The organism is Pseudoxanthomonas sp. SORGH_AS_0997, from assembly GCF_031453535.1.
GTDB lineage: Bacteria > Pseudomonadota > Gammaproteobacteria > Xanthomonadales > Xanthomonadaceae > Pseudoxanthomonas_A > Pseudoxanthomonas_A winnipegensis.
The window spans coordinates 3,977,960-4,000,293 of sequence record NZ_JAVIZI010000001.1; the positions used below are offsets into that span (position 1 = coordinate 3,977,960).

Annotated in this window: 22 protein-coding genes; 11 read left to right on the forward strand and 11 right to left on the reverse strand. The window is 69.7% G+C overall.

Annotated features, from left to right (window positions below):
- Positions 1 to 4: 4 nt before the first annotated feature.
- Both ligD and QE438_RS17330 read left to right on the forward strand, forming a co-directional pair.
- Positions 5 to 2,461: a DNA ligase D gene (gene ligD, locus QE438_RS17325; RefSeq protein ID WP_306993836.1), complete on the forward strand. Its 2,457-nt coding sequence runs from the start codon at positions 5 to 7 to the stop codon at positions 2,459 to 2,461.
- An 84-nt stretch (positions 2,462 to 2,545) separates the two neighbouring features.
- Positions 2,546 to 3,223: a DsbA family oxidoreductase gene (locus tag QE438_RS17330; protein WP_286576426.1), complete on the forward strand. Its 678-nt coding sequence runs from the start codon at positions 2,546 to 2,548 to the stop codon at positions 3,221 to 3,223.
- Positions 3,224 to 3,264: 41 nt separating this feature from the next.
- Here the strand turns inward: QE438_RS17330 and QE438_RS17335 are convergent, their stop codons facing one another.
- Positions 3,265 to 3,477, reverse strand: coding sequence for a hypothetical protein (locus tag QE438_RS17335; RefSeq protein WP_130515063.1), 213 nt, complete (start codon positions 3,475 to 3,477; stop codon positions 3,265 to 3,267).
- 180 nt (positions 3,478 to 3,657) lie between these two features.
- On the opposite strand from QE438_RS17335, the gene QE438_RS17340 reads away from it, so the two are divergent.
- The gene (locus tag QE438_RS17340) at positions 3,658 to 3,945 is read left to right on the forward strand and encodes a DUF3247 family protein (RefSeq protein ID WP_130515065.1); all 288 of its coding nucleotides are present in this window, start codon (positions 3,658 to 3,660) and stop codon (positions 3,943 to 3,945) included.
- Positions 3,946 to 3,999: 54 nt separating this feature from the next.
- Here QE438_RS17340 and QE438_RS17345 read toward each other — a convergent pair whose 3' ends face one another.
- Positions 4,000 to 4,263 (reverse strand): hypothetical protein, encoded by a 264-nt coding sequence (locus QE438_RS17345; protein ID WP_165394625.1) that lies wholly within the window; start codon positions 4,261 to 4,263, stop codon positions 4,000 to 4,002.
- 147 nt (positions 4,264 to 4,410) lie between these two features.
- Positions 4,411 to 5,061 (reverse strand): arylesterase, encoded by a 651-nt coding sequence (locus tag QE438_RS17350; RefSeq protein ID WP_130523812.1) that lies wholly within the window; start codon positions 5,059 to 5,061, stop codon positions 4,411 to 4,413.
- 85 nt (positions 5,062 to 5,146) lie between these two features.
- Here QE438_RS17350 and QE438_RS17355 point away from each other — a divergent pair, with 85 nt between their 5' ends.
- The 4 genes from QE438_RS17355 to QE438_RS17370 all read left to right on the forward strand — a co-directional run bounded on the left by QE438_RS17355 (position 5,147) and on the right by QE438_RS17370 (position 10,863).
- On the forward strand, positions 5,147 to 5,818 hold the full coding sequence (locus tag QE438_RS17355; RefSeq protein ID WP_205954223.1) for an ABC transporter ATP-binding protein: 672 nt from the start codon (positions 5,147 to 5,149) through the stop codon (positions 5,816 to 5,818).
- Complete coding sequence (locus tag QE438_RS17360; RefSeq protein WP_307184064.1) at positions 5,815 to 8,322, forward strand: FtsX-like permease family protein; 2,508 nt, start codon at positions 5,815 to 5,817, stop codon at positions 8,320 to 8,322. Before QE438_RS17355 ends, QE438_RS17360 begins: the two co-directional genes overlap by 4 nt.
- A 212-nt stretch (positions 8,323 to 8,534) precedes the next feature.
- Complete coding sequence (locus QE438_RS17365) at positions 8,535 to 10,223, forward strand: AarF/UbiB family protein (RefSeq protein WP_130530443.1); 1,689 nt, start codon at positions 8,535 to 8,537, stop codon at positions 10,221 to 10,223.
- A gap of 241 nt (positions 10,224 to 10,464) precedes the next feature.
- Positions 10,465 to 10,863 carry a hypothetical protein gene (locus QE438_RS17370; RefSeq protein ID WP_306993830.1) on the forward strand — a complete coding sequence of 133 codons (399 nt, stop codon included), beginning with the start codon at positions 10,465 to 10,467 and terminating at the stop codon, positions 10,861 to 10,863.
- 72 nt (positions 10,864 to 10,935) lie between these two features.
- On the opposite strand, the gene QE438_RS17375 is transcribed toward QE438_RS17370, so the two are convergent.
- Entirely contained in the window at positions 10,936 to 11,352 is a 417-nt protein-coding gene (locus tag QE438_RS17375; RefSeq protein WP_306993828.1) for an EF-hand domain-containing protein, read from the reverse strand.
- Between the two features lie 269 nt (positions 11,353 to 11,621).
- Between QE438_RS17375 and QE438_RS17380 the strand changes: the two genes are divergently transcribed.
- The 4 genes from QE438_RS17380 to QE438_RS17395 all read left to right on the forward strand — a co-directional run bounded on the left by QE438_RS17380 (position 11,622) and on the right by QE438_RS17395 (position 14,980).
- On the forward strand, positions 11,622 to 12,677 hold the full coding sequence (locus QE438_RS17380) for a methyltransferase (protein WP_307184063.1): 1,056 nt from the start codon (positions 11,622 to 11,624) through the stop codon (positions 12,675 to 12,677).
- Positions 12,674 to 13,384 carry a pseudouridine synthase gene (locus tag QE438_RS17385; protein ID WP_306993826.1) on the forward strand — a complete coding sequence of 237 codons (711 nt, stop codon included), beginning with the start codon at positions 12,674 to 12,676 and terminating at the stop codon, positions 13,382 to 13,384. Before QE438_RS17380 ends, QE438_RS17385 begins: the two co-directional genes overlap by 4 nt.
- The gene (locus tag QE438_RS17390; RefSeq protein ID WP_306993824.1) at positions 13,381 to 14,067 is read left to right on the forward strand and encodes an HAD family phosphatase; all 687 of its coding nucleotides are present in this window, start codon (positions 13,381 to 13,383) and stop codon (positions 14,065 to 14,067) included. Before QE438_RS17385 ends, QE438_RS17390 begins: the two co-directional genes overlap by 4 nt.
- Positions 14,068 to 14,167: 100 nt before the next feature.
- Positions 14,168 to 14,980, forward strand: coding sequence for a plasmid replication/partition related protein (locus QE438_RS17395; protein WP_306993822.1), 813 nt, complete (start codon positions 14,168 to 14,170; stop codon positions 14,978 to 14,980).
- An 18-nt stretch (positions 14,981 to 14,998) separates the two neighbouring features.
- Here QE438_RS17395 and QE438_RS17400 read toward each other — a convergent pair whose 3' ends face one another.
- From QE438_RS17400 to QE438_RS17430, 7 genes are all read right to left on the reverse strand, one after another.
- Positions 14,999 to 15,802 (reverse strand): SDR family oxidoreductase, encoded by an 804-nt coding sequence (locus QE438_RS17400; protein WP_306993820.1) that lies wholly within the window; start codon positions 15,800 to 15,802, stop codon positions 14,999 to 15,001.
- A gap of 76 nt (positions 15,803 to 15,878) precedes the next feature.
- On the reverse strand, positions 15,879 to 16,433 hold the full coding sequence (locus tag QE438_RS17405) for a DUF1415 domain-containing protein (protein WP_130536067.1): 555 nt from the start codon (positions 16,431 to 16,433) through the stop codon (positions 15,879 to 15,881).
- A 10-nt stretch (positions 16,434 to 16,443) separates the two neighbouring features.
- Positions 16,444 to 16,923: a YajQ family cyclic di-GMP-binding protein gene (locus tag QE438_RS17410; RefSeq protein WP_306993817.1), complete on the reverse strand. Its 480-nt coding sequence runs from the start codon at positions 16,921 to 16,923 to the stop codon at positions 16,444 to 16,446.
- 68 nt (positions 16,924 to 16,991) lie between these two features.
- Positions 16,992 to 17,294, reverse strand: a complete 303-nt coding sequence (locus QE438_RS17415; protein WP_130515096.1) for a hypothetical protein — start codon at positions 17,292 to 17,294, stop codon at positions 16,992 to 16,994.
- Positions 17,295 to 17,650: 356 nt separating this feature from the next.
- Positions 17,651 to 18,331 carry an OmpW family outer membrane protein gene (locus tag QE438_RS17420; RefSeq protein WP_130523799.1) on the reverse strand — a complete coding sequence of 227 codons (681 nt, stop codon included), beginning with the start codon at positions 18,329 to 18,331 and terminating at the stop codon, positions 17,651 to 17,653.
- Between the two features lie 804 nt (positions 18,332 to 19,135).
- Positions 19,136 to 20,503 carry an alpha,alpha-trehalose-phosphate synthase (UDP-forming) gene (otsA, locus tag QE438_RS17425; RefSeq protein WP_306993815.1) on the reverse strand — a complete coding sequence of 456 codons (1,368 nt, stop codon included), beginning with the start codon at positions 20,501 to 20,503 and terminating at the stop codon, positions 19,136 to 19,138.
- Positions 20,500 to 22,281: a glycoside hydrolase family 15 protein gene (locus QE438_RS17430; protein WP_130523797.1), complete on the reverse strand. Its 1,782-nt coding sequence runs from the start codon at positions 22,279 to 22,281 to the stop codon at positions 20,500 to 20,502. The genes otsA and QE438_RS17430 overlap by 4 nt, the downstream gene beginning before the upstream one ends.
- Between the last annotated feature and the right edge of the window lie 53 nt (positions 22,282 to 22,334).

A 22,334-nucleotide genomic window follows, 5' to 3' on the forward strand; every position in this document is an offset into this window, starting at 1 on the left:
TGACATGTCGCTGCACGAGTACGCGCGCAAGCGCCGCTTCGACCAGACGCCCGAGCCGCGCGGCGACGGCAAGGTCGCGCGCCATCGGCCGATCTTCGTGGTGCAGCTGCATCACGCCTCCTCGCGCCATTACGACTTCCGTCTGGAGGCCGACGGCGTGCTCAAGAGCTGGGCCGTGCCAAAGGGCCCTTCGCTGCGCCCGGGCGAGAAGCGCCTGGCGGTGGAGGTGGAAGACCATCCGTTGGACTACGCGACCTTCGAGGGCGATATCCCCAAGGGCCACTACGGCGCCGGTCACGTGGACGTGTTCGACCACGGGCACTGGGCCTGCGAGGGCGATCCGCTGGCGGCGATCGCGGCGGGCAAGCTGGACTTCGTGCTCAGCGGCGACAAGCTCGGCGGCGCCTGGAAGCTGGTGCGCACGCAGATGAAAGGCCGGCAGAAGCAATGGCTGCTGATCAAGCGCGACGACGCGTTCGCGGCCGATGCGGAGGCCGACGACCTGGTCGATGGCGCCGCGTCCAAGCCGGACGTTCCAGCGCGATCGAAGGCGCGTGCCAAGGCCGCGCGACCCGGCAAGGCCGCGCCGCGTGCCGCGAGCAAGCGCGGCGCCGATGTGCGCCGGCGCGCGCTGGCCCTGGAAGGCGCACGCGATGCGCCGTATCCGGCCGGCTTCGCCGCGCAGCTGTGCACGCTGCGCGCGCAGCCGCCGGCCGGCGAGGACTGGCTGCACGAGATCAAGTGGGACGGCTACCGGCTGCTGGCCGACCTGGTCGATGGCCAGGTGCGGCTGCGCTCGCGCAACGGCCTGGACTGGAACGCCACCTTTCCCGAGGTGGTCGAGGCCGTGCGCGCGCTGCCGGTGGACGACGCGCGCCTGGATGGCGAGCTGGTGGTGATCGACGAACAGGGCCGCAGCGATTTCGCCGCCCTGCAGCGCAGCATCGAGGGCACTTCCAAGGCGCCGCTGCGCTATCTGGTGTTCGACCTGCCCGGCGTGGCCGGCGTCGACATCAGCCGCGCGCCGCTGGCCGAGCGCAAGGCGCTGCTCAAGACGCTGATCGGCCCCAAGCCCGGCCTGATCGCTTACAGCGAGCATGTGATCGGCCATGGCCAGGAGGTCTTCGCCGCCAGTGGCAAGGCCGGGCTGGAAGGCATCGTCAGCAAGCGTGCCGATGCGCCGTATGTGGGTCAGCGCAGCGGCACCTGGATCAAGACCAAGCACGAGCAGTCCGACGAGTTCGCCATCGTCGGCTACACCCCGCCCAAGGGTGCGCGCACCGGCTTCGGCTCGCTGCTGCTGGCGCGTCTGAAGGACGGGGCGCTGCAGTACGTGGGCCGCGTCGGCACCGGCTTCGACGACGCGACGCTGACCGCGCTGCTGAAGACCCTCAAGCCCCTGCACACCGACAAGGCCGCCGTGGCGCTGCCGGCGCACGTGCCGTTCAACGCGCGCTCCGTGCACTGGGTCAGGCCGCAGCTGGTGGCCGAGGTGGCCTATCGCGGCTGGGGCAAGGAGGGCCTGTTGCGCCAGGCCGCCTTCCTGCGACTGCGCGAGGACAAGTCGATGGTGGACATCAAGCAGGACGCCGCCGCGCCGGAGCGGGCGGTGACGATCACCCATCCCGAGCGCGTCGTGTACCCGGCCGACGGCATCACCAAGGGCCAGGTCGCCGACTACTACCGGCGCATCGCACCGCTGCTGCTGCCCGAACTGGCGGGCCGGCCCCTGTCGCTGCTGCGCTGCCCGGATGGCGCCGGCGGGCAGTGCTTCTTCCAGAAGCATCACGCCGCCGCGCTCGGCCCGGGCGTGCACGCGATTCCGCTGCGGCAGAAGAGCGGCAAGGAGGACTACCTCTACGTCGAGGACGTGGAGGGCGTGCTGGCGCTGGTGCAGATGAACACGCTGGAGCTGCATCCCTGGGGCTCGACCGTGGCCGCGCCGGAGCGGCCGGACCGGCTGGTGTTCGACCTCGATCCCGGGCCGGGCGTGTCCTGGGCGGCGACCAAGGACGCCGCGCGCGAGGTGCGCGAGAACCTGCGCCAGGCCGGGCTGGAGAGCTTCGTGCGCCTGTCCGGCGGCAAGGGGCTGCACGTGGTGGTGCCGATCACGCCAGGGCCGGACTGGGACACGGCCAAGGCCTTCTGCGAGGCCTTCGCCAATGCGATGGCCCAGCACCGGCCGACGCTGTACATCGCCACGATGAGCAAGGCCAAGCGCGAGGGGCGGATCTTCATCGACTGGCTGCGCAACGGGCGCGGCAACACCAGCGTGTGCAGCTGGTCGTTGCGCGCCCGCGAGCACGCCACGGTGGCCGTGCCACTGCGCTGGGAGGACCTGGGTCGGATCACCTCGCCGGGCCAGTTCACCCTGGACAAGGCGCTGCAGCGCGCCGCGCGCCTCAAGGCCGATCCCTGGGCGGACATCGGCAAGATCAGGCAATCCCTGCCCAAGGGCTGAGGCGACGGTCCGTCCCACCGGCGCCGTTGAGGCGCACGCCGCGGCGCGCTGCAATGCGCATCTGACTTGGCACAGGAGAAGGGCATGAGCGCGGTTCCCGACAGCATCGGCCGCCCGGTGCGCGTGGATTTCGTTTCCGACGTGGTCTGCCCGTGGTGCGCCATCGGCCTGGCCTCGCTGCTGACCGCCGCCCAGCGCATCGAGGGGCTGCAGCTGGACCTGCATTTCCAGCCGTTCGAACTGGACCCGGACCTGGCGCCCGGCGGCGAGGACCTGCAGCAGCGGCTGATGCGCAAGTACGGCATGAGCGCCGAGCAGTACAGGGCCAACAGTGAGGCGATCCGTGCGCGCGGGGCCGAGCTGGGCTTCGTCTTCGACCTGGACAAGCGCACGCGCAGCTTCAACACCTTCGATGCGCACCGGCTGCTGCACTGGGCCGGCGAACGGGACGACGCCCAGGCGCAGCTGCGGCTCAAGCAGGCACTGCTGACGGCGTACTTCACCGAGGGCCTGGACGTGTCCGATCACGCGGTGCTCGCCGAGATCGTCGCGCAGGCCGGACTGCCGGCCGACGAGGCCCGCGCGGTGCTGGGCAGCGACCGCTATGCCCAGGCCGTGCGCCAGGACGAGGCGCACTGGCGCCAGGCCGGCATCAGCGCGGTGCCCTCGCTGGTGTTCAACCAGCAGCACCTGCTGCAGGGCGGCCAGCCGGTGGACACCTTCGAGCAGGCCCTGCGGCAGCTGTCGGGGATCGTGGGGTAGCGCCGACGCCTTCTGCATCAAGCGCTGGGAACCCGCCGTCCCTACCCGTGCCGCGACACCAGCACCGCCTCGCAGCCGGCCATGTCCATCACCACCCCACTGCGGATGCCGTGGCGCTGGTGCAGGGTGGCGGCGATCAGCGCGGCGGTGTGCAGCGCCTCCTCGCGATCCTCGAAGAACTGGCGGCCTTGGTCGCCTTCGTAGAGCTGCCAGCCCTGTTCGCGCGCGGCGACGGTGAGCAGGAGACGCTGCATGGGGTCACCTCATGGCACCGGGGGATGCCGGAGGCCAGCGTGATCCGTGACGGAGTTGTCCACACTCGGGCGGCGCCCCGTCGCCGTGTAGGAAAAGTCCGATGCGTGCCGCAGGCCTCGACGCGCCGTTACGGGGCCGTTCGCCAGCATCGCGGTCTTTCCCTCGACAAGACCCCGCGCATGAGCCAGCTCGCCGATCGCGTGCACACCGATCCGATCGAAATCGCACGTCTGGAAACCCTGATCACCGAACTCCCCTCCGAAGCCAGGGTCGTGCTGACCCTGGATGACGGGCGCGAGCTGCGCGGCACCGTGACCGTGCGGCCCACCGTGCAGCTGTTCCGCGACTATGACGGCAACGAGGGCAACAACGCGCTGCTGCGCCTGGACGACATCGACCATCCCGCGCATGCGCAATACGTATGGCTGGACCAGGTGCGCAAGGTCGTGCCGCTGGGCACCTCCTGAGTCGCGCCGGCCCTGGCGAATCCGGGCGGGCAGGGCCCGCCGCGGAACGCGGGCTTACTCGACCGGCTGTGGCGAGGCCTCGAAGCGCCTCGCGTAGCCGCGCTCCTCGGCGACCCGCTGGACTTCCTCGCTGGGCAGGTCAGGCGCGCCGTAGACCGCGTAGACCACCGCGTCGTCCGGGGCGTGCTTGCCGACCAAGTGCAGGCGGTAGCGGGGATGGCCGGTATGGCCGTTCTCGGGGTAGTGGACCGGCGGCTGTGGGCCGTCCAGATCCATTTCGCTGTTGTCCACGACGCCACCGACAAACAGGGCACGCAACATGGGAACGCTCCGCTGGGGAAGTCGGTCCGATCATGGGTGGGGCGATGTTTCCCAGGCATGAAGCGGGCATTGGAGAAATGCGAAGACGGTCCCAGGGGCGCTGCAGCGGCGCAGCCCCGTGCGGGGATCCGGCACGGGCGAACCTTACTTCAGCAGCGGCGCCAGCGCCGGCCAGACGTGGTCGCGGATCGCCGGCTGCGCGGCCGCGGTGGGGTGCAGGTTGTCGGGCTGGAAGTTGGCCCGATCGCTGGCGATGGGCTCGAGGAAGAACGGCACGAAGGCCGTCTTGTATTGTTTAGCCAGCGCACTGAACGTGTCGGCGAACCCCTGCGTGTAGTCGCGGCCCAGGTTGGGCGGCATGCGCATGCCCAGCACCAGCACCTTGGCCCCGGCGCCCTGCGAGGCCCGGATCATCTTGTCCAGATTGGCCTTGGTCTGCGCCAGCGGCAGGCCGCGCAGGCCATCGTTGGCGCCCAGTTCGATCACCACCACCGCCGGCTTGACCCGCTGCAGCTGGGCGCCGATGCGCGCCGCGCCGCCGGCGCTGGTCTCGCCGCTGACGCTGGCGTTGACCAGCGTCCAGCCGGGCGCCTCGCGGCTGAGCTTGACCGCGGTCAGCGGCACCCAGCCCTCGCGCGGGCCCAGGCCGTAGCCGGCCGAGAGCGAGTCGCCCATCACCAGCACGGTCTTGCCGCCGGCAGGCGTTTGGGCCAACGCAGGTGGCATGAATGTCAGCACGCACAGCGCCAGCGCCCATTGCATGGCGCGCGCGATGGCCGCATAAGCTGAAGGCATCGTCATCTTTCCCGTTCCCGAAGACTTTCTCATCATGGCCGACGCCGCCTTGCCGCACGCTGACACCTCCCTCACTTCCCGGCGCATGCCGGTGCTGCAGGTCCAGGCGCTGGGCAAGCAGGTTCGACTGCCCGGCAGCACGCTGACCATCCTCGACGCTGTGTCCTTCGAGATCGCCCCCGGCGATACCGTGGCCATCGTCGGTGCCTCGGGCTCGGGCAAGAGCACGCTGCTCTCGCTGCTGGCCGGGCTGGATGTGCCCAGCAGCGGCACGGTCACGCTGGACGGGGCGGTGCTCTCGGCGCTGGACGAGGACGGGCGGGCGAAGGTGCGCGGGGAGAAGGTGGGCTTCGTGTTCCAGAACTTCCAGCTGCTGCCCTCGCTGACCGCGCTGGAGAACGTGATGCTGCCGCTGGAGCTGCGCGGCGATGCCGATCCGCAGGCCCCGGCCGAACGCATCCTGGACGAGGTCGGCCTGTCCGGCCGCCTGGGCCACTACCCGCGCCAGTTGTCCGGCGGCGAGCAGCAGCGCGTGGCGCTGGCGCGCGCCTTCGTGACCCGGCCGGCGCTGCTGTTCGCCGACGAGCCCACCGGCAACCTGGACCAGCGCACCGGTCATGCCATCGAGGAACTGCTGTTCGCGCTCAACGCCCAGGCCGGCACCACGCTGGTGCTGGTCACCCACGATGAGGCGCTGGCCGCGCGCTGCACGCGCGTGCTGCGCCTGGACAACGGCGTGCTGGTGGCCGGCGCATGAACACCTTGCGCCTGGCCTGGCGCCAGCTGCGGCGCGACCTGGTCGCGGGCGAGATCCGCATCCTGCTGGCCGCGCTGGTGCTGGCGGTGGTGGCGGTGAGTTCGGTGGGCTTCGTCACCGACCGCGCCGGGCGCGCGCTGGCGATCGAGGCCAACCGCCTGCTCGGCGGCGATGTGGTGGTGCGCGGCGATGCGCCCATCGGCGGCACGATCCTGGAGGCGGCCAAGGCCAGCGGCCTGCGCAGCGCGCAGACCACCGAGCTCAACACCATGATCCGCGTCGGGCAGGGCGAGGACGCGCAGCTGCGGCTGGGCGATCTGCGCGCGCTGGGCGCGGGCTTTCCGCTGCGCGGCAGCTTCACCCTGGTCGATGCGGCCATGCCCGGCGAACACGCGGCCCGCGGCATCCCCGCGCGCGGCACGCTGTGGATGACCCGCGCCGGTGCCGACACGCTGGGTGCGAAGCTTGGCGATCGCGTCAGCCTGGGCGATGCGACGCTGACGCTGGTCGCGCTGGTGACCCAGGAGCCCGATGCCGCGCTGGATTACTTCAACGTCGCGCCCAAGGTCTTCCTCAATGCCGACGACCTGCCCGCCACCGGGCTGGTGCAGCTGGGCAGCCGCATCGGCTACCGGCTGGTGGTGGCCGGCGACGCCGGCGCGGTGGAGCGCTTCACCGCGACCGCGCGTGAGGCGCTGGGCCGCGGCCAGCGCCTGGAGACCATCCAGGACGCGCGCCCGGAAGTGCGCTCGGCGCTGGATCGCGCCAGCCGCTTCCTCGGCCTGGCCGCGCTGGTCTCGGTGATCCTGGCGGCGGTGGCCGTGGCGATGGCCGCGCGCCGGCACAGCGAGCGGCATCTGTCCGGTGTGGCGGTCATGCGCTGCCTGGGCGCGCAGCAGTCGCGCCTGGTCGGCATCCATGTGGGCGAACTGGTCCTGCTGGGGCTGATCGCCTGCACCGTCGGCGTGGCCATCGCCTTCGCCCTGCAGTGGGCCATCGGCGGCTGGCTGGCGCAGGCCTTGAAGGTGGCGATCCCGCCGGCGGGCTGGCTGCCGGTGCTGCGCGGCTACGGCGTCGGCCTGGTCGTGCTGCTGGCCTTCGGCGCGCCGCCGGTGCTGGCGCTGCGCCGGGTGCCGGCGCTGCGCGTGCTGCGTCGCGACCTGGACCCGACCGAACCCAGCGCCTGGCTGGTCGGGCTGGCCGGCCTGATCGGCCTGGGCGCGCTGCTGTGGTGGCAGGCCGGATCGGCCACGCTGGGCCTGGCCATGCTGGCCGGCATCGCCGCCACGCTGGCGGTGCTGGCCGGGCTGGCGCTGCTGCTGATCCTGGCCGTGCGCCGCCTGCGTCGCCGCCTGCGCGGCGCACTGCGCTACGGCCTGGCCAACGTCAGCCGCCGCGCCGGTACCAGCATCGCGCAGATCGCCGCCCTGGGCCTGGGGCTGATGGCCCTGCTGCTGCTGACCTTCGTGCGCACCGACCTGCTCAACCGCTGGCAGGTGGCGCTGCAGGCCGACGCGCCCAACCGCTTCATCATCAACGTGCAGGACGACCAGGTGCCGTCGGTGTCCGAGTTCATCGCCCGCCAGGGCCTGGGCGCGCCGACGCTGTTCCCGATGGTGCGCGGCCGCCTGATGACCCATAACGGCGAGGCGACCAGCGGCGCCCGCTATGCCGACGAGGAGGCACGCCGCCGCGCCGAACGCGAGTTCAATCTCTCCACCGCGGCCACGCTGCGCGAGGACAACAAGGTGACCGCCGGCCGGTTCTGGGGCGCGGCGCCGACGTCGGGCACCGAGCTGTCGGTCGAGGAGGGCTTCGCCGAGCAGCTGGGCTGGAAGCTCGGCGACACGGTCAGCTTCGATATCGCCGGTCAGACGTTGCAAGGCAGGATCACCAGCCTGCGCAAGGTGGACTGGGAGAGCTTCAAGCCCAACTTCTTCGTGCTGGTCTCGCCCGGCGTGCTGCAGGACTACGCGGCCAGCCACATCACCGCCGTGCGCGTGCCGCCCGACCACCCGCGCTTCACCGCGCAGCTGGTGCAGGCCTTTCCCAACCTGTCGGTGATCGACATCGACCAGGTGCTGACCCAGGTGCGCAGTACCGCCGACCAGGTCAGCACGGTGGTGCAGGTGGTGTTCTGGTTCTCGCTGGCGGCCGGCCTGCTGGTGCTGATGGCCGCGGTCAGCGCCAGCCAGGACGAGCGCCTGCTCGAGGGCGGGGTGATGCGTGTGCTCGGCGGCAGCCGGCGCCAGCTGCGCGCCGCGCAGGCCTCCGAGTTCGCCGCCATCGGCCTGCTCTCCGGCCTGGTGGCGGCCATCGCCGCCTCGGTGCTGTCCGGGGTGGTCGCGGTGCGGGTGTTCGACCTGCCGTGGCAGCCGAACTGGACGCTGGCCGTGGTCGGCGGCGCGCTGGGCATGCTGGCCGCGCTGATCGCCGGCCTGATCGCTACGCGCAAGGTGCTCGACGCCCCGCCGTCGGTGACGCTGCGCGAGCTGCAGGGGTAGGGCCGCTCCCCTGTAGAGCGGAGCTTGCTCCGCTGGGGCTTTCCCACCAGCCGATCCAAGAGCAGCGGAGTCCCCAAGAGGGGATTGCCACAAGCTCCGCTCTACAGGCAGGCTGCGAGGTGATGCTCCCGCAGCGCGGCGCCGCCGCCCGTTCACCCTGCACCGACTGCCGTCTTCACACAATCGCGGACCTGTCTCAAGGCCTGGCCCGCATGACCGAACCATCCGCGTCCGCTCCCGGCGATCCGTCCGCCGCCCCGCACAGCGAGGGCGCGATGGAGCGGCGCAAGCAGATCATGAAGTTCCTGTTCCGGTACCGCCGTTCCGGTGTGTTCTCCGGCTTCTCGCAGGACTCGCTGCTGCAGGCCGCCACCGTCGACGACGGCACGCCGGACGAGTTCAGCCGCGACCTCGAGGCGCTGGGCCCGACCTTCATCAAGTTGGGCCAGATGCTGTCCACGCGCCCGGACATCGTGCCGCCGGCCTACGCAGTGGCGCTGGAGCGCATGCAAGAGGACGTCTCGCCGGTGCCGGCCGAGCAGATCCGCCTGGCGCTGGAGGCCGAGCTGGGCGTGCGCCTGAGCAAGATCTTCGAGGACTTCGATCCCGAGCCGCTGGGCACCGCCTCACTGGCGCAGGTGCACCGCGCCGTGCTGCGCGACGGCACGGTGGTGGCGGTGAAGGTGCAGAAGCCCGGTGTGGCCCAGCGCCTGCTGTCGGACCTGTCGATGCTGCGCTCGATCGCCGGCGCGGCCGACCGGCTGACCAAGGTCGGCCGCAACCTGCGCTTCTCCGACTGGCTGGAGGAATTCGGCCGCACCCTGGTGGCCGAGCTGGACTATGTGGCCGAAGCGGAGAACCTGGAGCGCTTCGCCACCCACCTGAAGGATCACCCGGAGCTGCTGGTGCCGCGCCCGGTATGGGACCTGACCCGCCGCCGCGTGCTGACCATGGAACTGGTGCAGGGCGTGCGCGTGGACCAGATCTCGCCCCTGCGCCGCACCGAGCATTCGATGCTGCCGCTGTCGGCGGCGCTGCTGCGCGGCTACATCGACCAGATCTTCGTCTACGGCGAGATCCACGCCGACCCGCATCCGGGCAACCTGCGCGTCACCCCGGACAATCGGCTGGCGATCTTCGACCTGGGCATGGTCGCCAACGTGCCGCCGGGCCAGCGCGAGACCCTGCTCAAGCTGCTGTTCGCCGCGGTCGACGGGCGCGGCGAGCAGGTCGCGCGCGAAATGCTGGCCCTGGGCACGCAGCTGGAGGACTTCGACGGCGAGCGCTTCAACCGCGAGATCGGCCAGCTGATCAGCCGCTACTCCGCGCACAGCGCCACCAGCTCCGAAGGCCGCGTGGTGCTGGACCTGGTGCGCATCGCGATGGCCTGCGGGCTGCGCACGCCGCCGGAGCTGTCGATGCTGGGCAAGGCCCTGCTGAACCTGGACACGGTGTGCCGCGCGCTGTCGCCCGAGCTGGATGCCAAGGCCGTGGTCGAAGGCCATCTGCAGCACGTCATGCGCGCCCGCCTGCGCCAGTCGTTCTCCTCGCCCAACATGGCCAGCGAGCTGATGGACCTGCAGACGCTGGCCCGCGAGGGCCCGCGCCGCGTGTCGGACATCCTGGGCCTGCTTTCGGAGAACAAGATGCAGGTGCGCATCTCCGGGCTGGAGGAATCGCACCTGATGGAGAGCCTGCAGAAGATCGCCAACCGCGTGGCCGCCGGCGTGGTCACCGCCGCCCTGATCCTGGCCTCGGCGCTGATGATGCGCATCCCCACCGCCAGCACGCTGTTCGGCTATCCCACCATCGCCCTGATCCTGTTCTTCATCGGCGCCGTGCTCGGTGCCAGCATCGTGATCAGCGCGCTGCTGGGGGATCGGAAGGTCAGGAGCAGATAGGCGGCGATTCCCTGAGATAGGCTCCAGTGAGCCTAGGCCGCCTTTTGCGAAGTGTGAGCTTGGTCAAACGTCGATAGCGTCACATTGCTTCAATTTGAACCATCTCGGGCCTCTCGCGCGCCGGATTGCTGTCATTGCCAGGGTCGGGACAGTTGGTAAGATCCCGTCCTGAGCCCCGGACCGACATCCCTCAGGCTGCGGTCGCCGGCTGCGAGGCTGTTTCCGGACATGGAGGTGGAGCATGAAGCTGCATTGGACACTGTTGCTGTTGATCCTGTTGGCGTGCCAGGCGCGTGCGCAGAACTCGATCGGTTACCGCAAGGATTCGCGTCAGGACGATCCGTTCGTGTTCTGTACCGAAGGCTGGAAGCGCAACGGCAACTGGGGCAACACCGCCTGGAATCCGACGTATCCCTTCACCGGCGGCGGTGCGCTCCTGATCCACTTCCTGCCTTGGTGTCCAGTTCCACATCCGGGCAATACCAAGTGTCCGGTCAGCTTCGGGTGGTTCCAGCCGCGCCCCTGGACCAATGACGATTGGAAAGGCTTCTTAGCCTACGAGGCCGTGTGTCCCATCGGCAGGCAGCCTGGTAACTGGGACGGAAAAGGCAAGGCCAAGGATACGCCCACGCGTCACTAGCGCTTGCGACCATTCAAGAACAAAGAGCCCCGCATGGGGCTCTTTTTGCGAGCGGTCCAAGGCCTTGCTGCCTCAGGGTGCGTTCTCGTTGAGAATGAACTCGCTTTTTGACAGGCGGCCATCGTGGTCCTGGTCCAGCCCATCGAACATGTTGGCCGAGTACCAGCGATTGAACTCGTCCCAGGAGATGGCGCCGTCCTTGTCGGTATCCATCAGCGATAGGTTGGCATTCACGCCGCGGGCGACCTCGGAAGCGGGCAGGCCCTGGAACTTCGCGGCCATCTCCGCCTGGGACAGCCGGCCGTCGCCGTCGGTGTCATAGCGTTTGAAGCTCTTCAGATTGGCCGCTTCGTCCTCGGCCTTGTCGACAAAACCATCCTTGTTGGTATCTGCCAGATCGAAGATGGTGACCTGTTGCGCCATGGCCGATGGCGCAATGGCGCACAGCAGGGCAACGGCAGAGGTCAGCGTGCTTGCTTTGATCTTCATGCTCCATCCTTAGACATTCGCGATGTGGCCGGGAAGGTAGCACCGGGCCAGTTGCAAGCTCAAGCGCGGCCCTGGCGTGTTCGTCGCCCCTGTATCGACGCCTCGCGTGAGTCTTGGGATAAAGGGCACGCCTTGCGCTGGAGTGCGATGGATCCGGACAGCCGAGCCGGCGCCGCCATCGAGTGCTTAGCGGGCACAACCCTGAGGCACCCCGTCACCTCGGGCTCCATGGCGTGCATTCGATCTAAAATGGGGCTCCCGTCGCGCTTATGCGTTCTCTCCCCTTGGCGATATCCGATCTTCCTCTCGAGGCCCTCGCGCACGGCCTGAGCGCGAACCGCCTCGCCGGCCAAGCCGGCCAGACCCTCTTCCTGCGCGCGCGCCCCGGCGCGGCCTTGCGCGGCCTTGGGCTGGCGCTGCGGTGTACGCAGACCTTCAAGCCGGTGTTCGACGCGCTGCAACGCGACGGGTTCGAGGTCGAGGCCGAAGACGCGCCCGTCGTACCGGCACCGCTGGTGCTGCTCCTGCCCCCGCGCCAGAAGGAAGAAACGCGCGCGCTGCTGGCGCAGGCGGTGCTGCGCTGCGCGCCCGGCGGGCGGGTGGTGGCGAGCGTAGCCAACGACGAGGGCGCCAAGTCGGTGGAGAAGGATCTGGCGCGGTTGACCGGGCTGGGCGGCTCGCTGGCCAAGCACCATTGCCGCGTGTTCTGGAGCCCGCCACTGGATGGCTCGCACGATGCGGCACTGCTGGCCGAATGGCAGCCGCTGGACCGGATCCGGCCGATCCTCGGCGGGCGGTTCCGCAGCCGCCCGGGCGTGTTCGCCTGGGACCGGATCGATCCGGCCTCGCAGCTGCTGGCCGATGCGCTGCCGGCCAACCTGCGCGGCAGCGCGGCCGATCTGGGCGCCGGCTGGGGCTTCCTGGCCGATGCGCTGCTGACGCGCTGTGCGGGCATCACTGCGCTGGATCTGTTCGAGGCCGAGCAGCGCGCGCTGGCGCTGGCCGAGCAGAACCTGGTGTCGCACGCCCAGCGCGTGGCCCTGGGCTTCCACTGGCACGACGTGGCCGCCGGCCTGCCGAAGAAGTACGACGTCATCGTCAGCAATCCGCCGTTCCATGCGCTGGCGCGCGGCGAGCGGCCGGACATCGGCCGGCGCTTCATCGAGGTCGCGGCGTCCTCGCTGAACCGCGACGGCCAGCTCTGGCTGGTCGCCAACCGGCATCTGCCTTACGAAGCCGTGCTGGAGGCGCGCTTCGAACAAGTGCGCGTGGCCGCCGAGAGCGCGGGCTTCAAGGTCATCGCCGCCACCGGGGCGCGCGCATGAAGATCGTGCGCCATATCGCCAACCTCGGCTACGGCAGCCGCAAGCAGGTGCAGGCCCTGTTCCGCGAAGGCCGCGTCACCGATGCGGCCGGCGAGGTGCTCTACACCGACGATCCGGTCGACCACGACGCGATCCGCATCGACGGGGAACCGCTCGATCCCGCGCCGGGCCTGTGCGTGCTGTTGCACAAGCCGGTCGGCTACACCTGTTCGACCAAGGACGCCGGGCGCCTGGTCTACGACCTGTTGCCCGCGCGCTGGCGCCAGCGCGATCCGGTGCTGTCCACGGTCGGGCGCCTGGACCGCCAGACCAGCGGCCTGTTGCTGCTCACCGACGACGGCGGCCTGCTGCACCGGATCATCTCGCCCAAGGCGCAGCTGCCGAAGGTCTACGAGGCCACGCTGGCGCGGGATCTGCGCGGCGATGAGGCGCAGACCTTCGCCAGCGGCACGCTGCTGCTGGAATCCGACCCCAAGCCGCTGCTGCCGGCCGAATTGGACGTCATCGCCCCGCGCCAGGTGCGCCTGACCCTGCACGAAGGCCGCTACCACCAGGTGCGGCGCATGTTCGCCGCGGTCGGCAACCACGTCGAGACGCTGCACCGCAGCCGCATCGGCGGGCTGGCGCTGGGCGATCTTCCCGAGGGCCAGTGGCGCGCGCTGGACGCGGCCGACCTCGCCACCCTGTTCACTGGAGCCCAGGCATGAAGGCCGACGTCGCCGCACTGTCCTTCCTGCCCGAGGCGGTGATCTTCGACATGGACGGGCTGATGCTCGACAGCGAGCGCGCCTCGCTGCGCTGCTGGAGCCGCGCGGCGTGCGAGGCGGGCTTCGAGATCGAGGACGACTACTGGTTGCGCATGGTCGGGCACAGCACCGCCGCCTGCGAGGCGATCCTGCGCGAGCGCCTGGACGACGCCCAGATCGAAGCGCTGCTGGCGCGCTGCAACGTGCTGTACCACGAGGAAGTCGATGTCGGCGTGCCGCTGCGCCCCGGCATCGTGGCGCTGCTGCAGTGGCTGCAGCAGCAGGGCATTCCGCGCGGCGTGGCGACCTCCACACGCCGGCCGCTGGCGCCGCGCAAGCTGGAGAACGCCGGGCTGCTGGACTACTTCGATGCGGTCACCGCCGGCAACGACGTCAGCCGGCCCAAGCCGGCCCCGGACATCTATCTGCTCGCCGCACAGCGCCTGGGCGCCGATCCCGCGCGCTGCCTGGCGCTGGAGGATTCGCCGGCCGGCGTGACCGCCGCGCTGGCCGCGGGCATGACGGTGATCCAGGTGCCCGATCTGGTGATGCCGGACGAGGCCTTGCGCGCGCGTGGCCATCGCATCGTGGCCTCGCTCACCGATGCGCAGCGCCTGCTGGAGGCGCGTCTGGCCGGCCGCTGACGCAACCCGCGAGGACGCACGCCAGGACGCGTGCAAATGCAAGGGCGACGTGCGCGCCGCGGCTGCCTACAATGCCGCCCCCTCGCACACCCGGCAGTCCATGAACATCGTCGTCAGAGAAGACCTCAAGGCCTACATCGATCCGCTCACGCCCGACGAGTACGCCGCGCTGGAGCAGAGCCTGCTGGCCGAAGGCTGCCGCGACGCGCTGGTGCTGTGGGGCGATGTACTGGTCGATGGCCACAACCGCTACGGCATCTGCCAGAAGCACGGGCTGCCGTTCAACACCGTGCAGAACACGCGCTTCACTTCGATGGAAGACGTGCATCTGTGGATGATCGACCAGCACCTGGGCCGGCGCAGCGTGTCGGATTTCCAGCGCGGCGTGCTGGCGCTGCGCCGGCGCGACATCCTGCTCGAACGCTCGCGCCAGGCCGCGCCCGCGCCGGCGGCGCCGGAGCCCGCCGGCGAAGGCGATGCCGGGGCTCCGCCGTGGGACACCAGCGCGCCGGCCTCCGCCGCGCCGGTGGTGACCTCGGCGATGCTGCCCACGCGCGAGGAACTGGCCCGCGCCGCCAAGCTCAGCAACAGACAGGTCGCGGCGATCGAGAAGATCCAGAAGCAGGCCACGCCCGAGGTCATCGCCGCGGTACGCGCGGGCGAGCTGTCGATCAACGCCGCCGCCGTGGTCGCTACCTTGCCGGCGCAGGAGCAGCAGGCCGCCGCGCAGGGCGGCGCGCAGGAGCTCAAGGAGGCCGCCAAGCGCGTGCGCGACGCCAAGAAGCGTCCCAAGCCCGCGGCCAAGCCGGTCGAGGACCTGGAGCTGCCGCAGCTGCGCACGCGCCTGGCGCAGCTGCAGGAAGAGATCGCAGCCGTGGAAGCGCGGATCGCCGAACTGGAAGCCGCCGCCTGACGCAGGCGCCGCGCCGCTTCAGGCGTACTGCATCTTGCGCGTCATCCCGCCGTCGACGATGAACTCCTGTCCGGTGACGAAGCCGGACAGCGTCGGCGCCAGCAGCTGCACGGCCAGCGCGCCGATGTCTTCCGGCGTGCCGACGCGCCCGGCCGGGTGCTGGACGTGATCGGCCTTGGAAAGCTTGGGCGTGCGTCGGCGTGAGGGGCCGCGCCAGGCCTCGGTGGCGATCCAGCCCGGGCTGATCGCGTTGACCCGCACCCGCGGGCCCTCACTCAGGGCCAGCGCATGGGTGAAGGCGACCAGCCCGCCCTTGGCGGCGGCGTAGGCCTCGCTGTGCGGCTCGGACTGGTGCGCGCGGGTCGAGGCGATATTGACGATGGCGCCCTCGCCGTGGGCGCGCAGCGCCGGCAGCGCATGCCGGCTGCACAGGAAGGCGCCGTGCAGGCTGGCCAGGCGCCGGTTCCATTGCGCCAGGTCCAGCGTGTCCAGCGGCGGCACGTGCGGATCGGGCGGGCCGGCGTTGTTGACCAGCCCGTCCAGGCGGCCGAAACGCTTCAGGGCCGCGGCGACGAAGGCGGCCACGCTGCGCTCGCTCGCCACGTCCAGGCGCTTGAAGAAGGCGTCCTCCCCGCGCGCCCATTCGGCCAGGCAGGCCTTGCCCGCGTCGGCATCCAGGTCGCCGATCGCCACGCGCCCGCCGGCGCCCAGCACGGCCTGCGCGATCCCGCGCCCGATGCCCTGCGCACCGCCGGAGATCATCACCACGCGGCCGGCCAGCGGCGCGGGGTTCCAGGGCGTGATCGGCGGTGTCAGCGACATGGCGGTGTTCCGGTGGCGATGGCGCCACAGTGTCCTCGCCCCCGCATCTGCGGGGCGTGTGCGTTCCGCGATGCGCTCAGTCGTCCAGCAGGCGCCGCCAGCCTTCCACGCCGAGTTCGTCGAGGGTGGCGATGTTGCGCTCCACGATCACGTCCGGATCGGGGAAGGCCGCCACGGCGCGCTCGACGCTGTCCTCGCGCAGCAGGTGCAGCGTTGGCCAGGGGGAGCGGTTGGTGTAGTTGGACACATCGTCCGGCGCGGCGCCGGCGAACTGGTAATCCGGGTGGAAGCTGGCCACCTGCAGGATCCCCTGAAGGTCCAGCTGCTCGACGGCCATGTCGGCGTTGTCGAGGAAGTCGTTGTAGTCCAGGAAGTCGGTCAGCACGTCCGGGTGCACGATCAGCGTGGTGTCGATGAGCTCGGCCGGGGTCTCCCGCAGCAGCACCAGCTCTTCCATCAGCTGCTCCAGCAGCGCCTCGGGCGTGGTGGCGTCGCTGAGCACCATGCGCACCTGCTGCTTGACGTACACGGCCTTGGCGAACGGGCACAGGTTCAGCCCGATCACCGCGCGCTCTAGCCAACGGCGGGTGTCGGCGAGCGGGTCGTGCAGGGCGGCGTGCTGCTCGGACATGCGTGGCGGGCTAGTCGCGGAAGTTGTCGAACTGCAGCGGCTGCTCGAACTCGTGCTGCTTCAGCAGCGCGATGGTCTCCTGCAGGTCGTCGCGCTTCTTGCCGTTGACGCGCAGCTTGTCGCCGTTGATCTGGGTGTCGACCTTGATCTTGGATTCCTTGATCTTGGCCGCGATCTGCTTGGCCAGCTTCTGCTCGATGCCCTGCTTGACGGTGATCTTCTGGCGCGCGCCGGCCAGGTTGGTCTCCACCTCGCCGAACTCCAGGCAGCGCGCGTCGATGCCGCGGGCGATCAGGCGCGCGCGCAGGATGTCCATCTGCTTGAGCTGGAAATCGCTCGGCGCCGACTGGTTGATCGTGTTGTCTTCCAACACGAACTTGGCGTCCACGCCCTTGAAGTCGAAGCGGTTGGACAGTTCGCGGTTGGCCTGATCCACCGCATTGGTCAGTTCGTGGGAATTGACCTCGGAGACGACGTCGAAGGAGGGCATGGCGCACCTGGCGCGAAAAATGAAGGCGCAAAGGGTAGCGCAGCGCGGCGGCGCCGTCAGGGCCGGATTCAGTACGGCTCGTCTTCTTCGTTGAGGACCTCGATCACCGCGCCGGTGACGAAGGCCACGCGCTCGGCGACCTCGCGCACGCGGCGCACGCCCTCGTCGTTGGGCGCCTCGACCTCGATCACCGAGTAGCTACCTGCCATGTCGTCGCTCAGGCCGGCCGAGCTGGAGTCGTCGTCGTCGCCGTGCGGCATCAGGTCCTCGATCTCCTCGATATGCTCGATGCCTTCGATCGACTCGAGCGCATCGGTCAGCTGCAGGGTGGACGCGTCATCGCCGGTCACGCGCAGGCGCAGGGTGGGCATGGGGTTCTCCAGATGGTTCGTTGCCGCAGGATGCTGACCACGCTTGCGCGAAGGCGCGGTGAGTACCAGGGACTTCGCGCACATCGAGGTTCTTCTCCCGAGCGACGGACTGCGGGCTGTGAGGGTTTCTTGGCTTTGGAGGCGCTGCGGTCCGGCGGGCCGCTGCCTCGCGCGTCGGGTACAAGGCTTCGTTTCGAATCAAGTCCCGATCGATTCGTCGTGGGGCTTCAGACCGGAAGGGCGCGGCTGGTGGCGACGCGCGTTTACTGGGACGACACCTTGTCTAAACCCATAAAAAAAGCGGCGGCCCCTGAGGGCCGCCGCCTTGTCGGTCGCGATGTCACCGACGCCTTGGATCAGAAGCGGGCGCCGATACCGAAGCCGACCGTCCACGGGTTCAGATCCAGCGACGCGCCGCTGCTCTTGCCGTTGACGGTGAGGTCCGGCGAACCGTCGAGGTAACGCGCGTCGAAGCGGGCGAACCAGGTCGGGTTGATGTTCATGTCCACGCCGACCGTGCCGATGGCGCCCTTGGCGTCTTCGATGCCCACGTGCGAGCCCGGGACGCTGCCCAGCTTCTCGTTGCTGAAGTTGGACTCGTAGTAGCCCACGCCCACGAACGGACGGAACACCTGGTCCGGAGTGCCGAAGTGATACTGCGCGCTCAGCGCGAGCGGCATCTGCTCGACGCTGCCGATCTTGCCCTGGTCGTCGGTGACGTCATGCTTGAACTTGCCCGCGGCGCCCCACAGCTCGACGGCGATGTTGGGGGTGGCGTAGAAGCTGGCGCTCAGCGTCGGGGCGGTGGCGCCATCGACGTCCAGGGTGGTGCCCTTCAGCGGACGCGAAGACGGCTGCAGCATCGTGGCGCTGCCGACCACCGCCCAGCGCTTGAACGCTGCGTCAGCGTCGCCGCCGGTGGTGCTGTTGGTGGCCACGCCATGCGGCGTGGAATCGTTGACGGCTTCCTGCGCAAAGACCGGCGGGGCGGCGAGCAGCGGCACCAGGGCCAGGCCAACCAAACGGATCGACTTCATGGGGACTTCCTCTTCGTTCTTGTCTTGTGGGGCCCGCTCACTGGCGGGACGGCGCACACCGTAGGCGCGGCCAAATGAACGATTCCCTGCACGGCATGCGTGGTTCAGGCTCCCGCACAGCAACGCTTCATCTTGTTGGATGCGCGTGCAGGCGCAGCGCTAGGCGTGGTGTAGAAAAGCGTTAAATCGCGGCGGTTTTCTTCACGCGCGGCCGATGCCGTTTTGAACGGCGGCGTTCAGCCTGGGTGACGGTTTTGGCAACGATTTGCGCAAGCTCGGGCGCGTTCATCGTCGCCTCGACGGCTGCTAAGCGGCTAACGCGGACGCCGGGACAGCCCGCTAAAACTGTCGTTGCGATCACACCGTCGTTCCCGCGAAAGCGGGAACCCAGGGACTTTGGCGCTCTTGCTTGAGGTGCATCGGTGGCCCGCTTCTGCGGGAACGACGAGGAATGCATCGCCGCTGGTGTTCGATCGGGAAAGCCCCGACCCCTCCCCAGCCCTCCCCTGCGCCGCGCGCAAGGGAGGAGGCGGGTGGTCGCGAGCGTTCTGCGCGCCGGCCAGGCCGGGAAATTGGCACCGAGCGCCGAAGTCCCAGTTCGGGAGGTCCGTCCGCCCCCTCCCTTTCGCCGAAGGCGAAGGGGAGGGCTGGGAGGGGTGCTCTTGCTTCTGGCTTTAGATCACCGGGAACGCTTGAAGACGGAAGCGCCGACGCCCTTTCCTGCCGTCAGACAGCCGGCGCGCCACCCTGAGCAACGGGCGCCGCAACACGACGCCCACGCCAGACCCAGCCCCACGAAGCCCCTCACCCCTGCTCCAGCGCCTCCAGATAGCGCTGCCGCCACTCTGAAATATCGTGCTTCTGCAGGTGCGCGAACATCGCCCGCCAGCGCTCGATGCGCTCGGCCTTGGGCATCGCCGCGGCCGTGGCGATCGCGTCGGCCACGCCGTCCAGGTCGTGCGGGTTGACGATCAGCGCCTGGCTCAGCTCGTCGGCCGCGCCGGCCAGGATCGACAGCACCAGCACGCCGGGATCCTCGGGATCCTGGGCGGCCACGTACTCCTTGGCGACCAGATTCATGCCGTCGCGCAGCGGGGTGACCAGGCCGACCCGGGCCATGCGGTAGAAGCCGGTCAGCGTGGCGTGGGTGTAGTTCTGGTTGACGTAGCGGATCGGGGTCCAGTCAGCCTCGGCATAGGTGCCGTTGACGTGGCCGGCGATCTGCTCGAGCTGGCCGCGCAGCAGGCGGTACTCGGCGACCTCGCCGCGCGAGACCGGCGCGATCTGCAGGAAGGTCAGGCTGCCGCGCTGGGCCTTGTGCCGCTGCAGGTAACGCTCGAACCCGTTGAAGCGCTCGGGCAGGCCCTTGGAGTAATCCAGCCGGTCCACGCCGATGGCCAGCTCGCGCCCGCGCAGGCTCTCGCGCAGCGCGCGCACCGGCGCCTTGTTGGCCGCGGCGCGGGCCTGCTGGGCGATCAGCCCGGTGTCGATGCTGATCGGGAAGTCGCCGGTGCGTACGCGGCGCCCGTCCGGCGACTCGATCAGGTCCGGGCCCAGCACCTTGCCGCCGGCGAACAGGCGCACATAGGCCTGGTAGCGCTCCACGTCGCGCCGGGTGTGGAAGCCGATCAGGTCGTAGGCGTAGAGCGTGCTGAAGATGCGCTGGTGATCGGGCAGGGCCACGATCAGGTCGGCCGAGGGCATCGGCGTGTGCAGGAAGAAGCCGATCCTGCAGCCCACGCCGCGCTCGCGCAGCAGCGAGGCCAGCGGGATCAGGTGGTAGTCGTGGATCCAGACCGTGTCGCTGTCCTGCAGCAGCGGCGCCAGCTTGTCGGCGAACAGCGCGTTGACGCGCGCATAGCCCTCGCGCTTGCTGCGGTCGTAGTCGACCAGATCCAGGCGGAAGTGCAGCAGCGGCCACAGCGAACCGTTGGCAAAGCCGGTGTAGTACGCGTCGTGGTCGGCCCGGTCCAGGTCCATGGTGACGAAGGTGATGTCGCCTTCGCGCTGCTCGTGCAGCTTGCCGCTGGGCTCGCGTGTGACCTTGCCGCTCCAGCCGAACCACATGCCGCCGCGCTCGGTCAGTGCCGCGCGCAGGCCCGTGGCCAGGCCGCCGGTCTGCGGCTGGCCGGGCAGGGCGACGCGGTTGGAGACGACGACCAGCCGGCTCATGAGGCCTCCTGCCAGGAGCGCGACAGGCGCATGGCCGCGGTGATCAGGCCCACGTGCGAATAGGTCTGCGGGAAGTTGCCCCAGGCCTCGCCGTCGTCGAAGGTCAGATCCTCCGACAGCAGGCCGACGTGGTTGCGGCGCGCCAGGATGCGCTCGAACATCGCCCGCGCCTCGTCCTTGCGGCCCATCGCCGCCAGCGCGTCGATGTACCAGAAGGTGCAGATGGTGAAGCTGGTCTCCGGCTCGCCGAAGTCGTCCGGCGCCACATAGCGGAACAGCGCGTCGCCCTTCTTCAGCGTGCGGCCGATGGCCTCGACGGTGCCGACGAACTTCGGATCGTCGGCCGCGATGAAGCCCACATCGGCCAGCAGCAGCAGCGAGGCGTCCAGGTAGTCGCTTTCGAACGAGGCGCTGAACCAGCCCAGGTCCTCGCGCCAGGCGCGTTCCAGCGTGGTGGCGCGGATGGTGTCGGCGCGCGCGCGCCAGTGCGCGGCGCGCTCGGGCAGCTCCAGGCGTTCGGCGATCTTGGCCAGGCGATCGCAGGCGGCCCAGCACATCACGCTGGTATAGGTATGCACCTCGGCGCGGCCGCGGAATTCCCACAGGCCCGCGTCGGGCACGTCGTACAGGGCGAAGGCGCGCTCGCCCAGCGGCTCGAGCCGCTCGAAGGTATGCCGGTCGCCCGGATCGACCAGACGCTGATCGAAGAACAGCTGGGTCGAGGCCAGCACCACCGAGCCGTACACGTCGTGCTGCTTCTGGATCCAGGCCAGGTTGCCGCGCCGCACCGGGCCCATGCCGCGATAGCCGGCCAGGCTGGGCACTTCGTGCTCGTGCAGCTCGACTTCGAAGTTGATGCCGTACATCGGCTGCAGCGTGCCGTCGTGGGTGGCGATGTTGAAGATGTAGCCGAGGAACTGCTCCATCGTGCGCGTGGCGCCCAATCGGTTGAGCGCGCGCACCACGAAGCCGGCATCGCGCAGCCAGCAATAGCGGTAGTCCCAGTTGCGCGGCGTGTCCGGCGCTTCGGGGATGGAGGTGGTCATCGCCGCGATGATGCCGCCGCTGTCCTCGTACTGGCACAGCTTCAGCGTGATGGCGCTGCGGATCACCGCGTCCTGCCAGTCCAGTGGGATGGACAGATAGCGCACCCACTCGGCCCAGTAGTGATGGGTGTTCTCCTGCGCCTCGCGCACGTAGCCGGGCAGCGAGCGGCGCAGCGATTCGTCCGCGCCCAGCACCAGATGCACCGGGTGGTTGAGGACGAAGGCGGTCTCCTCGCGGATGAAGCGCACCGGCACATCGGTGGTCAGGCGCAGGGTGAACTCGGGCAGCAGCCAGCGCACGTGGTTGCTGCCCCAGGTCGACTCGGGCTTGCGCGCGCCCCAGTCGGCCAGCGGCCGCGCACGCACGCGGATGCGCGGGTTGCCGGTGAGCGGGCGGATCTGGCGGATGATGCTGACTGGCCGGTAGAAGCGCTGGTTCTCGCGCCAGCGCGGGGCGAAGTCGATGATCTCCAGCGCGTTGCCGTGCGCATCGCGCAGCACGGTGCGCAGGATCGCGGTATTGGTCAGGTAGTGCTGCTCGCTGGAGGCCAGGTCCTCCAGCTCCACCGCGAAGTCGCCGCCGACCTGGTCCTTGGGGCCCAGCAACGCGCAGAACGCCGGGTCGCCGTCGAAGGCGGGCATGCAGCTCCAGACCACGCGGCCCTGCTTGTCGATCAAGGCGCCAAAGCTGCCATTGCCGATCACGCCCATGTCCAGGTTGGGTTGTCGCATGCGGGCTCCGTGGGGATGTTGCGAAGTGGGAGGAGAAAGCGCGGGTGTTGCAG

Bases quoted from the DNA above. Each gene is read 5' to 3' on its own strand.
- ligD (WP_306993836.1), top strand. From the start codon at position 5: ATGTCGCTGCACGAGTACGCGCGCAAGCGCCGCTTCGACCAGACGCCC.
- QE438_RS17330 (WP_286576426.1), top strand. From the start codon at position 2,546: ATGAGCGCGGTTCCCGACAGCATCGGCCGCCCGGTGCGCGTGGATTTC.
- QE438_RS17335 (WP_130515063.1), bottom strand. From the start codon at position 3,477: ATGCAGCGTCTCCTGCTCACCGTCGCCGCGCGCGAACAGGGCTGGCAG.
- QE438_RS17340 (WP_130515065.1), top strand. From the start codon at position 3,658: ATGAGCCAGCTCGCCGATCGCGTGCACACCGATCCGATCGAAATCGCA.
- QE438_RS17350 (WP_130523812.1), bottom strand. From the start codon at position 5,061: ATGCCTTCAGCTTATGCGGCCATCGCGCGCGCCATGCAATGGGCGCTG.
- QE438_RS17355 (WP_205954223.1), top strand. From the start codon at position 5,147: ATGCCGGTGCTGCAGGTCCAGGCGCTGGGCAAGCAGGTTCGACTGCCC.
- QE438_RS17360 (WP_307184064.1), top strand. From the start codon at position 5,815: ATGAACACCTTGCGCCTGGCCTGGCGCCAGCTGCGGCGCGACCTGGTC.
- QE438_RS17365 (WP_130530443.1), top strand. From the start codon at position 8,535: ATGACCGAACCATCCGCGTCCGCTCCCGGCGATCCGTCCGCCGCCCCG.
- QE438_RS17370 (WP_306993830.1), top strand. From the start codon at position 10,465: ATGAAGCTGCATTGGACACTGTTGCTGTTGATCCTGTTGGCGTGCCAG.
- QE438_RS17375 (WP_306993828.1), bottom strand. From the start codon at position 11,352: ATGAAGATCAAAGCAAGCACGCTGACCTCTGCCGTTGCCCTGCTGTGC.
- QE438_RS17380 (WP_307184063.1), top strand. From the start codon at position 11,622: ATGCGTTCTCTCCCCTTGGCGATATCCGATCTTCCTCTCGAGGCCCTC.
- QE438_RS17385 (WP_306993826.1), top strand. From the start codon at position 12,674: ATGAAGATCGTGCGCCATATCGCCAACCTCGGCTACGGCAGCCGCAAG.
- QE438_RS17390 (WP_306993824.1), top strand. From the start codon at position 13,381: ATGAAGGCCGACGTCGCCGCACTGTCCTTCCTGCCCGAGGCGGTGATC.
- QE438_RS17395 (WP_306993822.1), top strand. From the start codon at position 14,168: ATGAACATCGTCGTCAGAGAAGACCTCAAGGCCTACATCGATCCGCTC.
- QE438_RS17400 (WP_306993820.1), bottom strand. From the start codon at position 15,802: ATGTCGCTGACACCGCCGATCACGCCCTGGAACCCCGCGCCGCTGGCC.
- QE438_RS17405 (WP_130536067.1), bottom strand. From the start codon at position 16,433: ATGTCCGAGCAGCACGCCGCCCTGCACGACCCGCTCGCCGACACCCGC.
- QE438_RS17410 (WP_306993817.1), bottom strand. From the start codon at position 16,923: ATGCCCTCCTTCGACGTCGTCTCCGAGGTCAATTCCCACGAACTGACC.
- QE438_RS17415 (WP_130515096.1), bottom strand. From the start codon at position 17,294: ATGCCCACCCTGCGCCTGCGCGTGACCGGCGATGACGCGTCCACCCTG.
- QE438_RS17420 (WP_130523799.1), bottom strand. From the start codon at position 18,331: ATGAAGTCGATCCGTTTGGTTGGCCTGGCCCTGGTGCCGCTGCTCGCC.
- otsA (WP_306993815.1), bottom strand. From the start codon at position 20,503: ATGAGCCGGCTGGTCGTCGTCTCCAACCGCGTCGCCCTGCCCGGCCAG.
- QE438_RS17430 (WP_130523797.1), bottom strand. From the start codon at position 22,281: ATGCGACAACCCAACCTGGACATGGGCGTGATCGGCAATGGCAGCTTT.